The following is a 14678-nucleotide window of genomic DNA, read 5'->3' as shown; positions in this document are numbered from 1 at the left end:
TATGGTCAGATTAGTTAGATTAAACGAGGTTCAGTATGTGCCATCTGAAAAGGTGGCACAGTACATTGAACAAGGCTTTATTATTGCTGAATTAGAACCACCTAAACCGTCTAAACCTATTGAAGAATCAAAATCAGAAGAGGTTGAAGAATCAAAACCAGAAGAGGTTGAAGAACCAAAACCTAAACGCAGAACAGCGAAGAAAGCAGTTGAGGCGGATGAGTAATACTCGGGATGCATTTAATAAGCGGCTTAGATTGGCGGTAAGAGAGGCTACAGTTTTAGTACGAGGCAAGGCCCAAGACAATCACGATTACACCTCGCATTCGGGCGAGCTTGAAAAGTCGGTTGAAACTCGATTTATTGACAACGGGCTAACAGGTGAGGCGTACCTTGATACAAACATTGCCTCATATGCTTCATTTGTACATGAAGGCACGCCGGAACACGATATATTTTCCGTGAATAAGCGTTCGCTCCGATGGTTTGAAGGCAATGACGCTATATTTGCCAAATCGGTACGGCATCCGGGCTACAAGGGCGACCCATTTCTATATGATGCCTTGAAAAACAACAAAACTCGCATTGATGAGATATTCGCTAAGCATACAGAAAGGGCGGTGAGCGACATTGCAAGCACTATACGAGGTAGAACTTATACGTTTAAGTGATGATTTACTCGGTCAGAATATCACTGACGACATCATGGAAAAGGCCGAAAAGTGGCTCGCATATTTCGCCGCCTCTCTTGATGTTAAATTTGAAGAAATTGTACCGAGTTTTATAATCACGGAACTCATCACGGCGTACGCTATGCGTGAGGTGTGTGTCAAAAAGTCATACGGGGCTAATGCTCCCGTGTGGGGTAACTCGACGCAGAAAACTGGCACGCTTGACTATTTCGGGCAGAAATTGAAGTTTTACGAGGCTAGAATCAAGGAATTAGAGAACCGTATTACGCCGGCTGACCTAACAGGCAATAAGGCGGGCAAGAACGGCTATAGGTCAGTGGAATTATACAGGGGGTAGGGTAATGTTATTTTACGAAGGGCTACATTACATCGGCGACGAACTCGCGAATCGTTGCGATGATGTTAATATCGTGTATGGTTTTAGACATCCTACAACCTTGAATTTATCAGAATCTAGCCAAGTCTTTGATTTGTATCGCGATAGCGAGGATGAGGACTATATCAAGATGTCGGTTGCCCTTTGGGTGAGGGATGATAACCCTGACCTTGATAGCGGTTATGCGAAACTCGCCGAGTTAGAGCGTCGTTTTTTTGACGCCATTCAGGCTATCAACGAGGAATTATGGGCACTCGAAGGCGAGGGCTTATTTATCGCTGATAATGTGCAACTTTTAACAATTGAAGTAGGCAGTACCGCGGGGGCAACGGAAAGTTTATGGCCGTTATTCGGGTCAGAAACTAAGCTCAACTTGCGGATTTATAAACATAGGGAGGTAAGTAATGGCTGAAACGAAACCAACTACTACCACGGAAACAGAACCGAAAGGAGTAACGAGAACTATGGCAGCTACAAAGAAAGCATTAGCACCAAGTAAAGATGTAGCACTTGCTACAGTTGGCAAGAATTATCTTATTTATATCAATACCGGCACCGATGAAACAACCGGCGCCGAGTGGACATTATTAGGCGGTCAGCGTAGCGGAGACTTAAGCCGTAAGTCTGACTCTATTGATGCATCTCATAAAGGTAGTGGTGGCTGGAAAACCACATTGCCGGGTTTGAAAGAATGGTCTATGGATTTAGAAACCTTGCTCATGGTAAATGATGATGGTTTAGAAGTTCTTAATCGGGCGTGGCTTGACGACCAACTTGTAAATATCAAATTTGAATATCCTGATAAGTCTTATTATACGGGGTGGGCGTCCTGTACTGAATTATCTATCAGTGCACCACATGACGACGTGGCAACCTACAAGGGCACGCTTAACGGCGTGGGTCCTTTGTCTGAACTTAAAAAACCGTAAATGTATATAATGCTGACCGGCTATAATGTCGGTCAGCCTCTTTTTTAGGAGGTTTTAAGTATGAAAAAAATCGAATGTAATTACTTCGGGCAAGGTCAATATATCTATTTCAACATCTCAAGATTAGCACAATTAGAGCAGGCAATCGGCGTCAAGGCTATGGAATTAATCACAACCGTGCCGGGCTTAACTGAACTCTTGCACGCCTTTTCTATCGGGTTGGCTCACGAGCAACGACAGACGCCGAATTGGTACGCTAATCGCATTGACGAACTCTTAGAAGAAGGCGTAACATTTGATGAACTTTCTACCGTGGTTTTGAAAGCCTTAATCGGTAGCGGGTTATTAGGTAAGAAAGCCTATGCTATGGCGTTCCCGGATGAAGCAGTTGAAAGCGACAACGAAGAAGTAAAAAACTGAAACGGGGCGAAAAGCCCCTATCATTTAGACAGTGGGTGCGAAAGGCTGAAACTATCGCTTATGGCGTGTTGAATTTGAAGCCGTGGGAATTTGAAGAATTAACGCCTCGTGAGTTTGATTTGATGTGCGAAGGATATGAGGCACGGTCAAAAGAAATTGACGCACGCCTTGCCTATTTCTTCACTATGGCAACGAATGTACATTTAAAGGCTAGCGGTCGAATTAAAATAAGCGACATCATGAAGCAGTTGCATCCGAAAACAACTAAAGAGCGGAAACAAGAAGAAGAAGAATTTCTTAGAGAATGGATAGCCGAAGGAGGTGAGGCACATGGCTGATACTCGAATTGCGGTAACGATTACGGCTGACGGATCAAGTGCAACGGCGGCGGTTAATCGGTTAAAACAAAGCTTAAGCGCGTTACCACAGGCAACGGGCTCGGCAGTAAGTAAGATTAGTGCAACCCTTGGCAACGGCATGCAAGGGGCGGCGAATCGAGCGACAACAGCGCTCAACAATTTAAAGAATAGTTTCAAAGGCGTTGGGAGTGGCATTTCTAATGTTGTTGCGGCAACGGGTCCCCTTGGCGCGGCAGTTGCTGCCGGCTTTGCCGTTTCTAAAATTGTAGAATTTGGCAAGAAAGTGCGAGATACCGCCGATGCCATGGCACTCGTTCGGTCTCGGTTAGATTTAATTAATGACGGGCAACAAACGCAAGCCGAATTATTGGGCAAAATCCACACGGCGGCGAATGCGTCTCGTGGCAGTTATTCGGATATGGCGAATACAGTCGCAAAACTTGGCATATTGGCAAAAGACGCATTCAGTAGTACGGATGAAACTATCTTTTTCGCCGAACAGTTAAATAAGCAGTTTAAGCTCGGCGGAGCGTCGATTCAAGAGCAGACAGCCGGCATGTATCAGTTAACCCAAGCCATGGCGGCCGGACGCTTGCAAGGCGACGAATTTAGGTCAATCATGGAAAATGCGCCGTTATTGGCTCAATCAATAGCCAAAGAAATGGGCGTAACCGTTGGCACATTGCGCGATATGTCAGCCGAAGGGCTTATTACCGCCGATGTTATCAAGAATGCTGTTGCAAAATCGGCAGAGGAGACAAATCAAAAGTTTGCCAGTTTGCCTATGACCTTTGCCGATATCGGGCAACGGCTAAAAGGCGACTTTTTAGCGTCGTTTGATACTGTGTTGGCCCGTATCAGTAGTTTGGCATCAAGCGACGGGTTTACCTCTCTTATTGAGGGTATATCGCAAAGTTTTACCGTTATGGCAGGTGTCGCTACTGTTGCGATTGATATTATTTCGGTAGCGTTTTCTAATTTTGCCGCAATGACAACATTTAGTATTGAGCAAACCGAAAGCTTATTGTCGATTATTACAGGTGTTGCCGGTGCATTCCCTATGATAACGTCGGCACTCTTAGGCGTGGCAACGTATGCCCTTTTAGCCGGTAATAATTTTACGATTATGGCGAGCAAGGCAGTCGTAAGTTGGGCGACAACAACAGCAGGCATTGTAAAGACTACGGCGGCGGCTATAGTGCATTATGGTGCTATGGTGATTGTAGGCACTGTTTATGGTACATTAATGGCGGCACAGTTACTATTGAGTGCGTCAACTTATAAGACAATTGCGGCGGTAGTCGCCGAAACGGCGGCATGGGCTGTTAATATGGCTCGCAAAGGTGCCGTGGCGGTTGTTATGGGCACGCTTAGAGTAGCACAATTAGCATGGAATGGCGTGCAAGTGATAGGACTTGCCCTCATGGGTGCTTATAACGCGGCGTTATTGATTAATACTGCACGATTGGCGGCGGCTCGCGTGGCATCGTTAGCGAGTAGTGCGGCTACAGCCGTTATGAGCGGTACTATGGCGGTATTAAATGCGATTATTGCGGCTAACCCTATTGCTTTATTTATTGGGGCGTTAGTGACGTTAGGTACAGCTTTTGCAGCCTCTGAAATCTCTGCTAACGGGTTCAAAGCGACAATATCTAAAGTATTTAATACAATTGTACATACAGTAGCTTGGGGTGTAAATCAAGCGATTGACCTTTTAAATGGTTTAATTAAAGGGCTTAATGTAGTCGGGGATAAAGTCGGTAAGTTATTCGGTTTTGATTACAAGCAAATGAGTGAAATAGCTAAAATCGATCCGCAAGCAGCTGAGGACTTTGCCAATAATACTGAAAAAGCACTGAAAGGCATTGCTGATACAGTGCTTAACCCGAGTATCGCTGTTGCTCCGGAATATGGCGGAGGCGGTGGCGTGCCGGCAGGCAAAGCCGAAGGGGCTAAAGGTGGCCGAGGCGGAGCAGGTAGAGCTCAAAAGGCTGTCGAGGACGCTAAGAGAGTACATGACGCCATTGAGAAAGAATGGCTCGACATGTTTGCCACACGCGATAAGTTAGTCGATAAGTGGTATCAAGAGGAACTCGAAAAACTCAACGAATCCAAAGGGAACAATGAGCATTATACCGAGGATTTGACACGCCTGAATGAAATGTACGCCAAAAAACGCCTTGACGCTCTCAGAGAAGAAGCGAATGCTATTCGTGAAGTGCAGAACCTTGTCAGAGACTTGGCTGTTGATATGAACGAAATGATAACGCTGAAAGGGCTTGAAGGCTCGGCTAAGTTATTCGGTGATTTGGCAAACGAATCGGAAAAGGCGATAAATGCAATCAACGACCATTTTGACGAATTAGAGGACAAGTTTGCCGGTTGGAATACACGCCAAAAGCAAGCGTTTATCGACAGCATGAACGCCAAAGGCATGAGTTACACGCTCTCCGATGATGGCAATAGCATTTCACTCGCCGAACAGAGAGCGGCGCAGATTGTTGCAGTAAATCAAGATATGCAACGTCAAATCAATGAAATTCGGGCACAAGGCAAGGACTTCATGGCTGACCTCGACGTGGTGATGAATGCACAGCACATTGAAGCGTTTAGAGCGATGTTAGAAAGTGAAGAGTTTGAGCGAGTGCAGTCTTACGAGCGTCAAAAAGAATACATGAACGAATATCTCGAAGCAACCAAGGCGTCGCATATGGACGCTCAAGATGTGATGAGAAATACAAGCCTTGCGGCGATTGATTCCTTGCAAGATAGCATTAGTGGCATTTTGCAAGGCACTACTTCGCTTGTAACGGCGTTTCAAAACCTTGGCAAGGCAATTATTAAGAGTGCAGCCGATATGGTGGCTCAAATGATCGCGGCGCAGTTAAAACAAGCCTTATTCGGCAAGTTGATGATGAGTCAACAGTCCGCTATGGCGGCGGCTGCTATTCCGACATGGCAACAATTAGCCCAAGAAATGGCAATGGCTACATTCGGGGCAAGTGCTACCGTCGGTATGGCAGCTTATATGGCAGCCAAAGGCATGGGCTCAGTTACATCTAACGCAACCGGTGGCTCATTTGGCAAAGTTGATACTCGCTCGCTTAGCGGTTTTGGCAATATGCACTTAATGGCATCGGGTGGCTATGCGTACGGTCCAACAGTCGCCATGATTGGCGAGGGGCAATATCCCGAAGCGGTTTTACCTCTCAATGAAAAGGTTTACGGCGAAATCGGCGAAGGTATCGCTAGAAGTGATAGAGGTGGCGGTAATATTATTCTTAATGTTAGTGCCATGGACGCCGATTCATTCTCTTCTTGGTTAGGCGCCAAAGGTGGCCAAGTGATTAAGCAATATTTATATGACGGTAACAGAGAATTTACAGCGGAGACGGGGGTGTGGTGATGATTAAGAAATTCCCGGCGATTAAGTCGCTTGAATGGAAATCGACTAAATCCCAAAAGTGGAATACGATAGTCAAGACTTCGGGCTCCGGCAAAATCCGCACCCTCACCACTTGGCAACGCCCTCAATATACGATTACAACGGCATTTGCTTATTTAACACCTGAACAATACCATGAGATTATGGGCTTTTTTGCGTCAATCAAGGGCGGTCATGAGCCGTTCTTGTGGCTCGACCCCGAAGATTATGAAGAAAAGGGCATAACTCTCGGCACCGGGGTAGAAGGTAAATGGCAAGCTGTGCGAAACTTTGGCGGTTATCTTGAGCCGGTGGAGCATATAGAAAACGTTACCTTATACGCTGATGGCAAGCCGATAAGCATTGCCAATATTGACAAGGGTATGATTACAACAAGTGCAACGGTAAGCCCTACCGCAGTTATTACCGCCGATTATACTTATTATTGGAAGGTAAGGCTAAGCGGCGACGAATTTACCGCCGAACTCGTATATAAGAATATTTATAAATCAAAATCTATGAAGTTGGTGACAGTGCAATGAAATCAGTAAGCGAAACACTATCAGCACATCTAAATAATGAAAAGTCCTTTTTAAGCTGTGACTTGTATGAGCTTGTTTTAAAGAGCGGCGTGGCATATTATTGGGCGGTTACTGACCTCGATGTTAAGCTCGGCGGCAAAACATACCGCTCAAACGGCCCGATTATTACACGCAATCAAATCAAGACAAGCTCAACGGTGTCAGTGGACAAGTTAACTGTAACAATTAACTGTACTCTCGACGATAAAATCGGCGGCGTGCCTATTATGGCAGTGGCTCATAATGGCGGTTTTGACGGGGCCACTCTTAAGCTCCGCAGAGCGTTTTTTAGTGATAAAGGCGTCATTGACGCCGTTGACCTATTTGAGGGCATTGTCGAGGTCAAGAAGGGCGGCGGCTTGACGTTGCAACTTGATGTTAAATCGACAGTACAAAAGTTAAATGTTGAATACCCTATTCGGCGTTACTATCCGCAGTGCCCGTATTGCATTTATGACACCGATTGTGGCGTTGATATTAACAAATACCGCAAAAGAGTAAGGGTAACAAGCGTTATCGATGCTCACACAGTCATATTTAATACGTCATTTAGTAATGGCTACTATGACGCCGGCGGCATTGAATGGCTCGACGGTGCACTCGTTGGGCAAGTAACACAAATCATGCGTAGCAACAACAATCGCATCATGTTTATGTGTGCATCCGACGCTCACCCGCAGGTAGGCAGTGAGTGCTATATCTATCCGGGTTGCGACAAAACCCCTCAAACGTGCCGAAGCAAATTCAACAACTTTAATCGCAACAGGGCAACGCCATATGTGCCACTAAAGGAATCCATACGATGAAACAGGGCGAATTAATAGCAAAAACCGCCCTTTCATGGGTAGGCACGCCCTATTTGAACTATGCAATGGTAAAAGGGCGTGGTGTTGATTGTGCCCACTTGATTTTAGGGGTATTGCTCGAATCCGGGCTTTTGCATGAGGGCGACATCAGAATTGAACAATACTCAAATGAGTGGCACTTGCACAGGTCAGAGGAAAAATTTATAAAACACATCAAAAAAATCGCTTATGAGGTGGATAGTCCGCAGATAGGCGATTTTCTGTTATATCAATACGGGCGTTGTGTCAGTCATGGGGCTATATTAGTTGCTCCTGATGTAGTTGCTCATGCATTTGTAGACCAAGGCGTGATTTTATCGAAACTCGATGATGTGCTATTTTACGATGCAAAAGGCCGGCACCGGTTAAGACATATTTACAGATTCGGAAAGGGGGAAACCTAATGGGCTTTTTATTCGGTGGGAAAGGCACCACCACAAGAGCCGATAAGTTGGGCGATTTTCAAATTAATAGTGCCTCTTATGGTGAGGTAGTACCCGATATTTTAGGGACTACCCGAGTGAGTGGCAACGTCATTTATTGGGATGATTTTACAGCACACGAACACAAGCAAACGCAGCGAGCCGGCAAGGGCGGCGGGGCTAAGCATACCAACATAACATACACTTATACGGTGGCGGCTGCTATTGCCTTATGTGAGGGTCCAATTCAAAGCGTTGGCAAGGTGTGGGTGGATAAGGAAGTCTTTGATTACCCGAATCCTAACATCCAACTAACACTATTCAGCGGATCGCGTGGGCAATCTCCGTGGCCGTATGTTGTAGGGAAACACCCCGAAAAGGCACTACCTTATTCAGGCTTAGCCTACATGGCCGGCGTGGTAGATTTAGGTGACCGAGGCAGTTTACCAAATTATAATTTCGAGGTTCGAGGTAAACTTTTAAACACCGGCGACGGTGTGGACGTCAACCCCGCCGATTATATCCTTCACGTGCTTAAGAGTGCCGGCATGGGCGACGTGCAAATTGACGGCTTAGACAACTATCGCCGATATTGTGCGGCGGCTGATTTGCTTATCTCATCCCCGCCGAGTATGAACGCCCAAAAGGCTCAACAAATCATCAACGATATAGCGGATATGACAAACGCCTATCTTTTTTGGAGTAACAATAAACTCAAAATTGTACCGCTTGCCGATGAGGCAGTGGGCTCGTGGAGCCCTAATAAAGAGATTAAATATGACCTTGGCATTGATGATTTAATACCGGGCTCCGACGGGCAACTCGTGTTATATTCTCGCAAAGATAGTAGTGAGTGCTACAATCAAGCAAGTGTTGAGTTTATTAACCGCTCGAACTCGTACGAGAAAGAAGTCGTATCGTTTGAAGTTGTAGCCGATGTACAACGTAACGGACTACGACCGGCAAGCGTTAAGACGGCTCATTATTTGTATACCAAAAAGAGAGCGATGTATTTAGCGGAACAACTCGCAATGAAGCAGTTATATGCCAAGAATCAGTACACTTTTAGGCTTGATTGGGCGTTTTGTCGATTAGAGCCGGGCGACCTTGTAACGTTAACCGATGAGATATGTCAACTCAACAAGCAAGTTGTTGTTATTACCGCGGTGAACGAAGCCAACGACGGGCAACTCGAAATAACCGCCGTTGGTAAACCGCCGGGCACCTATTCACCGGCTAAATACGACGTGCATGAGAATGAACGGCCATTTGTTGATTACAATCAACCGGCGCCAAGCATAAGCAAGTTGTCAGTTATTCAACCACCGGGCGATATTGCCGGCGATGAGTTATTATTGGCCGTAACGGCTCCGAACAGTTGGGGCGGTTGTAATATATGGGTATCCGATTCGGGCACCGCCTACAAGCAAATAGGCACGTTAAATCACAGGGCGCGCATTGGCTCATTAGTAAGTGGATTGTCAGACACGGCAACGAGTTGCACGGTGAAGATGTCATACGGCGAATTAAAGAGTGGCACTCATATCGACGCCGAACGGGGTAATACTGTATGTTGGCTCAATGGTGAGTGTTTGTCATACGAAACAGCAACCCTACAGGCCAACGGCAATTATGTATTGTCGGGGCTTATTAGAGGTCAATATGGTACTACCGCCGTATCTCATAATGTAGGCGAAGAAATTGTAAGACTTGATGAGGCGTTATTCCGTGCCCCTTATCGAACCGAGGACATCGGCAAGACGATTTACATCAAATGTACCTCAATGAATATTTTTGGCGGTCAAGAGCAAGATTTAGCCGATGTTGAGGCGTTTGAATATACTATTAAGCCGTACTATATTCCCGAAGTTAGCAATCTCACGCTATACACTAAATACTATGATTTAGGGCAAGGGGTAAAGAGTTATGACGTTGTGGCCACCTATACACCGCCGAATATCACAAGTTTTGACACCGCCGAAGCGTGGTATCGTGAAGGCGGACAATGGCAGTACGGCGGTAACGGTAACGGTCAAGTCATTATCAGCGGTTGTGAACTCGGTAAAACCTATGATGTAAGAGTACAAGTCAAAGACATACACGGTAACTATTCACAGGGTGTCATTAAGTCGATTCAGGTAGTTATGAAATCGGAAAAACCAAACACGCCTCAAGGGTTTAGCGTATCATTTAGCGATAGGGTTTATTTCAATTGGTTAGAAGTCAGAAACGCTGATGTAGACTTTTACGAGTTGCGTTCAGATTTGAACGCCGGAGCCGATGACGGTCTAATAGGACGCAGTAATAATATAACCTATAGCACTGACACGCTCACCAATCGACAAGGCACGATTTACTTATATGCTCATAATCCTATCAAGGGCTACAGTGCGCCGGCTATGGTTGATTATTCTGTGCCGACACCTAAAAAGCCCGAATACATACAAGCTAAAAGCGTTATTGGCGGTTTATCGGTCAGCGTGCCGGCAATCCCTAGCAGTTGTAAGGGCGTCAATGTGTATATCAATGGCAACGCCGTTTTTTATCCCAATAATGCAGTATTTATACCGTTAGAGGCTGATGTATACACTGTAAAATGTGCTTATGTTGACATCTTCGGGGAGGGCGAACAGACAGCCGAAGAAGTTGTATCAGTTAAGGCAGTCATAGATGCCGAAACTATCAAATCAATCGGCATAACTCGTGATATGCTTGATTCATCACTTGATGAGGTATTACAAGACGCCCAAGGGGCAAGCCTCAAGATTGACGAGGCTAATAACCGCATTACCTCGATTGTTACAGCACTCAAAGGCAACCCCAAAGACAGCGGATATAGTGCCATAACTCAGTTGTATAACGGCTTGCAGTTAAAAGTCAGCAAGGACAACATTATTTCAAGTATCAACCTCTCGAAAGAGGGCGTACAAATTAACGGAAAGATGCTCCATGTAACAGGACAAACCGTATTTGATGACAACGTCATCACTCGCAAGATGATTCAAGCTAAGGCAGTTACCGCTGATAAAATAAGCGTGGACAACCTCGGTGCAATAAGTGCCAACATCGGCACCGTTCGAGGTGGTACGATTATCGGTACTACCATAAAAAACTCTAGCGGTAGTTTTCAAGTTGACGCAAATGGCAATATCAGAGGGGTAAATATCAAAGGTTCACGAATTGACGGTAACTCTGTGTATTCAGAAGGTAGGCAGTTGAAACCGGCTAACATAACAGTACAACGAGTTAGAAGTGGCGATTATATTCATTTGCCGGTTGGCTATGATATTAATCGAACCATATTTAAAATCGAGATAGTGCCGAACACTAGACAAGAAGTATATCGGTTTGGCGTCGGAAGGTACGCCGGCGCCGAAACAATACCCCCTACAAGAGAGGCATTAGAACGATATACTGATTTGAGCATTCGCGGAGATAGTTGGCCGGGCGGAAAGCCAAGTAATATCAATCAAATACGCTATAGAAACGGATATTTACCGATTAATAGCTCCTTACGATTAAATGGCGGAGTTGGTTTTATTTACAATTCAGACCATTCAAAAGCGGGGCTACCGCCGAGCGGAGAATCCCAGCCTAATAGGCCGTATCAGATTTATATAAGCCGAGAAGAAGGGCGAGTATTTGCGTATAGTGTAGTTTGGAATAACGTTATTATTTATACGTTCGAACTTGAAATAACTATGGTTAATTTATGGTAGGTGCGTATGTATTATATATTTGACAATAATGGTAAATGCGTGTGTTCAACCATGCAACAAATAGCATATGATGATACACACACGGTCATAGAAACTGATGTTACGTATGACATTAGCGCAATTTTTTTGAAAAATGGTGAAATCAAACCCAAAGAAGAAACGCCCCCGGAAGAAGATGTAATTATCGAGGAAGAACCCGACACAATCGCCATTGATAATGGTGCATTGTTGGAACTCATTGCAGATTTATTTGAAGAAATTGAATTATTAAAAGAAAGAGGTTAGAACTATGGCTATTATCATCAACAAAAACATGATTGCAGTATATGGAAAATTAGTATTAATCGGTAGACGTACCGTAACAGGCGAAGAAGGCAAGAAACCGGTGCCGGACGCTTATATCCCTTATGTGCTTGAATGGTTAGACGAACACGCCGAATAATGACCGCCTTCGGGCGGTTTTTACTTGAAAGGAGGTAAGCCATGAAAAACGGAGTACCGGAGTTTGATATTAATATCAATCAAGGCGATGATTATAGTCGTATTATCAGCCTTGAAAAAGGGGGTAAGCCGTTAAACATCAGTAATGCCACTTTTAAATTTGCGGGGCGATACAACATAACCGATAAAACTCTTGCGTTTATTGGCAGTGTTGAGCCTATTAATGAGTACACAATCCGTCTGTATATTCCCAATGAGGTAACAGCAGAATTACAAGCCGGCACAGACCCGCGGACGCCAAAAAGAGCCTATTACGATGTGCAAAAGATTGAAAACGGCGAAGAAAAACGGATATTGCAAGGCGATGCCTATATCTATCCGGGACATGCCTACAAAGTAAAAGATTAGGAGGTGGGGGCATATGGACGACGATATCAAAGTTAACATCGTGGAGCCCGAACCCATTGTATTAAACGTTAGCGATGGCGTTATACAAGAACTATATGTAGCCGATGGTAAGTTAGGCATCACACACGGTAATGTGCTTGAGAAATTACCATATGATGACACAACCGACTTGAAAGCACTCTATATATTAAGCAAAGGAGAAAATTAATATGGCGACTTTAAATGAAAATTTGAAAAGTTTTGCGGCAGCACTTGGCAACGATTATAAAGCCCTGAAGAGTTCGATTAGCGCAACTGATAACAAAATCGGCAATCTGGCAGGTCTTGAGACGACTAATAAGGGTGACATCGTAACGGCGATGAATGAACTCAAAGAATCTATTGTAGATGTGCAAGGCAAGGCGATTACGGAGGAAGCAGTGGATGTAAAGCTGTCTGCCAAACAAGACAAACTCACGCCCGGCAGTGGTATTACTTTAACGGGCAATACAATCAGCGCAAGTGTTGATTTAAGTGCATTGGCAACAATTGAAAGCGTTGATGATAAAATCAAGGTCGCTGTCAGCAAGTTAATTGATGGCGCGGATGCAACTCTTGATACATTTAAAGAAGTGCAAGACATGATTCGTTCTGACCAAACCGTAGCAAGTGCACTGGCTAAAACCGTAGGCAATAAAGTCGATTATGCTAACGCACAAACTTTGACCACGGCTCAAAAGTTACAGGCTTGCACTAATATCGGCATTGGCGACCCGTCTATTGATTTAGTCGCCATCTACAACACCGCAAAGGGGGCGTAATAGATGCTAATTGACTCATTGGTAAGCGTGCTAAAGGCTATTGGCAAGGATATTAAGACAATAGCTGATAGTGTTGACAAGAAGGCGGATAGTGCTGACTTGTCATCTAAGCGTGATATTTCTAATACTGACTTCAATAAACTAATTGCTATCAGGGCTGGCTCATATAGTAATATTCGTTTGTACAATGATGAAGGTGAATATACAGCATTTGAAGGTGTACCACAGAGTAATACTCAATACATGGGTTCATTTATTAAACGTAATAGTGATAATGCAGCAACACTGAATTTTGTACGTATTCCAAATAAAACAGGTGTACTTGCATTAGAGAATGACATGAGAAATTTACATGGTTTAATGCACAAATTCTCAGACAACACTTCATTTACTGGCTTGTCTAACGTACAGTGGAATCAAAAAGGGGTGTTTAGTTGCTTTATTGCTCAGAATGGAAAGTTTGAAAATCAACCTACTCAATACGGACAGCTTATTAATTTACCACCTTCAGAAAATTCAACAAGTAGCCCAGAGTGTGCTCAATTATGGATAGAGCAAGCTGGTGCTTCTGTATGGACACGAGGGGGGAATGCCGCAATAGCAGTAAAAGATAACGCATTTAGACGATTAGCATTTATTGATGAAGTAACAGCAAGACGAACAGTTGTCAACAGTTGGCACAATCCATATAACGGTGACTATTGGAGAGATTGGAGTGACGGCTGGTGTGAAGAAGGTGGAAACATCAGTAGTACCAATAGAGATACTACAATTACATTCCATAAAGCCTTTAAGAATGTACCTATCCTTACAGTATCACCAAGAACAAACAATGAGTACTTAACAGGTTCACAATGTAATACCACAATTAAAGCAGTCACACGCACAAATGCACAGATTGGTATTTATGATTCAAAAGCAATAGCTGGATTTTATTGGAAAGCAGAAGGTTACAAAGCATGATAGGACAAAAGATTTATAAAGACAAACTAGACAACTACACCGAGGTAGCACAATGGTGTAATGCTAATAGTGCTACTATTGTAGAGCGGGAAGACTACTATGAAGTAGTTGAGGTTGTACAAAATCCTGAAGATGCACGAAAGCAGCGTGAAATAGAACTCATGCATCGGCTAGAAGTAATCAAAAGCGGATATGCCGGGGCGGAGCTTATGGGGACAGACAAGGAAACACTAATTCAGGAATACAAGGAAACAGTAGAAGAATTAATTAAATTACAATCAAATGACTTAAGATAGGAG

The 14678-nt window shown here is 44.3% G+C and carries 19 protein-coding genes; all 19 read left to right on the top strand.

What is annotated here, in order from left to right:
- Position 1: 1 nt before the first annotated feature.
- The 19 genes from EO126_RS07670 (at position 2) to EO126_RS07585 (ending at position 14675) form a co-directional block, all read left to right on the top strand.
- Entirely contained in the window at positions 2-226 is a 225-nt protein-coding gene (locus EO126_RS07670; RefSeq protein ID WP_127008304.1) for a hypothetical protein, read from the top strand.
- The gene (locus EO126_RS07665; RefSeq protein ID WP_127008302.1) at positions 219-671 is read left to right on the top strand and encodes a hypothetical protein; all 453 of its coding nucleotides are present in this window, start codon (positions 219-221) and stop codon (positions 669-671) included. The genes EO126_RS07670 and EO126_RS07665 overlap by 8 nt, the downstream gene beginning before the upstream one ends.
- 34 nt (positions 672-705) lie before the next feature.
- Positions 706-1029: a hypothetical protein gene (locus tag EO126_RS07660; protein WP_151384940.1), complete on the top strand. Its 324-nt coding sequence runs from the start codon at positions 706-708 to the stop codon at positions 1027-1029.
- 4 nt (positions 1030-1033) lie between these two features.
- Positions 1034-1480, top strand: a complete 447-nt coding sequence (locus tag EO126_RS07655; RefSeq protein ID WP_127008298.1) for a hypothetical protein — start codon at positions 1034-1036, stop codon at positions 1478-1480.
- The gene (locus tag EO126_RS07650; RefSeq protein ID WP_225723684.1) at positions 1473-1997 is read left to right on the top strand and encodes a phage tail tube protein; all 525 of its coding nucleotides are present in this window, start codon (positions 1473-1475) and stop codon (positions 1995-1997) included. Before EO126_RS07655 ends, EO126_RS07650 begins: the two co-directional genes overlap by 8 nt.
- A gap of 60 nt (positions 1998-2057) precedes the next feature.
- Positions 2058-2417 (top strand): hypothetical protein, encoded by a 360-nt coding sequence (locus EO126_RS07645; RefSeq protein WP_127008296.1) that lies wholly within the window; start codon positions 2058-2060, stop codon positions 2415-2417.
- A gap of 74 nt (positions 2418-2491) precedes the next feature.
- Positions 2492-2755, top strand: coding sequence for a hypothetical protein (locus EO126_RS07640; protein ID WP_420883048.1), 264 nt, complete (start codon positions 2492-2494; stop codon positions 2753-2755).
- Positions 2748-6182 (top strand): tape measure protein, encoded by a 3435-nt coding sequence (locus tag EO126_RS07635; RefSeq protein WP_127008294.1) that lies wholly within the window; start codon positions 2748-2750, stop codon positions 6180-6182. The genes EO126_RS07640 and EO126_RS07635 overlap by 8 nt, the downstream gene beginning before the upstream one ends.
- Positions 6182-6742 carry a DUF2460 domain-containing protein gene (locus EO126_RS07630; RefSeq protein WP_225723686.1) on the top strand — a complete coding sequence of 187 codons (561 nt, stop codon included), beginning with the start codon at positions 6182-6184 and terminating at the stop codon, positions 6740-6742. The genes EO126_RS07635 and EO126_RS07630 overlap by 1 nt, the downstream gene beginning before the upstream one ends.
- Positions 6739-7587 carry a DUF2163 domain-containing protein gene (locus EO126_RS07625; RefSeq protein ID WP_127008289.1) on the top strand — a complete coding sequence of 283 codons (849 nt, stop codon included), beginning with the start codon at positions 6739-6741 and terminating at the stop codon, positions 7585-7587. The genes EO126_RS07630 and EO126_RS07625 overlap by 4 nt, the downstream gene beginning before the upstream one ends.
- Positions 7584-8030: a C40 family peptidase gene (locus EO126_RS07620; protein WP_127008287.1), complete on the top strand. Its 447-nt coding sequence runs from the start codon at positions 7584-7586 to the stop codon at positions 8028-8030. Before EO126_RS07625 ends, EO126_RS07620 begins: the two co-directional genes overlap by 4 nt.
- Complete coding sequence (locus EO126_RS07615) at positions 8030-11767, top strand: phage tail protein (protein ID WP_127008285.1); 3738 nt, start codon at positions 8030-8032, stop codon at positions 11765-11767. Before EO126_RS07620 ends, EO126_RS07615 begins: the two co-directional genes overlap by 1 nt.
- A gap of 51 nt (positions 11768-11818) precedes the next feature.
- The gene (locus EO126_RS07610) at positions 11819-12052 is read left to right on the top strand and encodes a hypothetical protein (protein WP_127008283.1); all 234 of its coding nucleotides are present in this window, start codon (positions 11819-11821) and stop codon (positions 12050-12052) included.
- A 4-nt stretch (positions 12053-12056) separates the two neighbouring features.
- Positions 12057-12209, top strand: a complete 153-nt coding sequence (locus EO126_RS10740) for a CD1375 family protein (protein ID WP_164726720.1) — start codon at positions 12057-12059, stop codon at positions 12207-12209.
- Positions 12210-12250: 41 nt separating this feature from the next.
- Positions 12251-12616, top strand: a complete 366-nt coding sequence (locus EO126_RS07605) for a hypothetical protein (RefSeq protein ID WP_127008281.1) — start codon at positions 12251-12253, stop codon at positions 12614-12616.
- Between the two features lie 13 nt (positions 12617-12629).
- Positions 12630-12824: a hypothetical protein gene (locus tag EO126_RS07600; protein ID WP_127008279.1), complete on the top strand. Its 195-nt coding sequence runs from the start codon at positions 12630-12632 to the stop codon at positions 12822-12824.
- Position 12825: 1 nt separating this feature from the next.
- Positions 12826-13416: a hypothetical protein gene (locus EO126_RS07595; RefSeq protein ID WP_127008277.1), complete on the top strand. Its 591-nt coding sequence runs from the start codon at positions 12826-12828 to the stop codon at positions 13414-13416.
- A 3-nt stretch (positions 13417-13419) separates the two neighbouring features.
- Entirely contained in the window at positions 13420-14379 is a 960-nt protein-coding gene (locus EO126_RS07590; RefSeq protein WP_127008275.1) for a hypothetical protein, read from the top strand.
- Positions 14376-14675: a hypothetical protein gene (locus EO126_RS07585; RefSeq protein WP_127008273.1), complete on the top strand. Its 300-nt coding sequence runs from the start codon at positions 14376-14378 to the stop codon at positions 14673-14675. The genes EO126_RS07590 and EO126_RS07585 overlap by 4 nt, the downstream gene beginning before the upstream one ends.
- Positions 14676-14678 lie beyond the last annotated feature (3 nt).

The organism is Veillonella seminalis, assembly GCF_003992065.1.
Classification (GTDB): Bacteria; Bacillota; Negativicutes; order Veillonellales; family Veillonellaceae; genus Veillonella_A; species Veillonella_A seminalis.
This window is presented reverse-complemented; position numbering and strand designations above follow the sequence as displayed.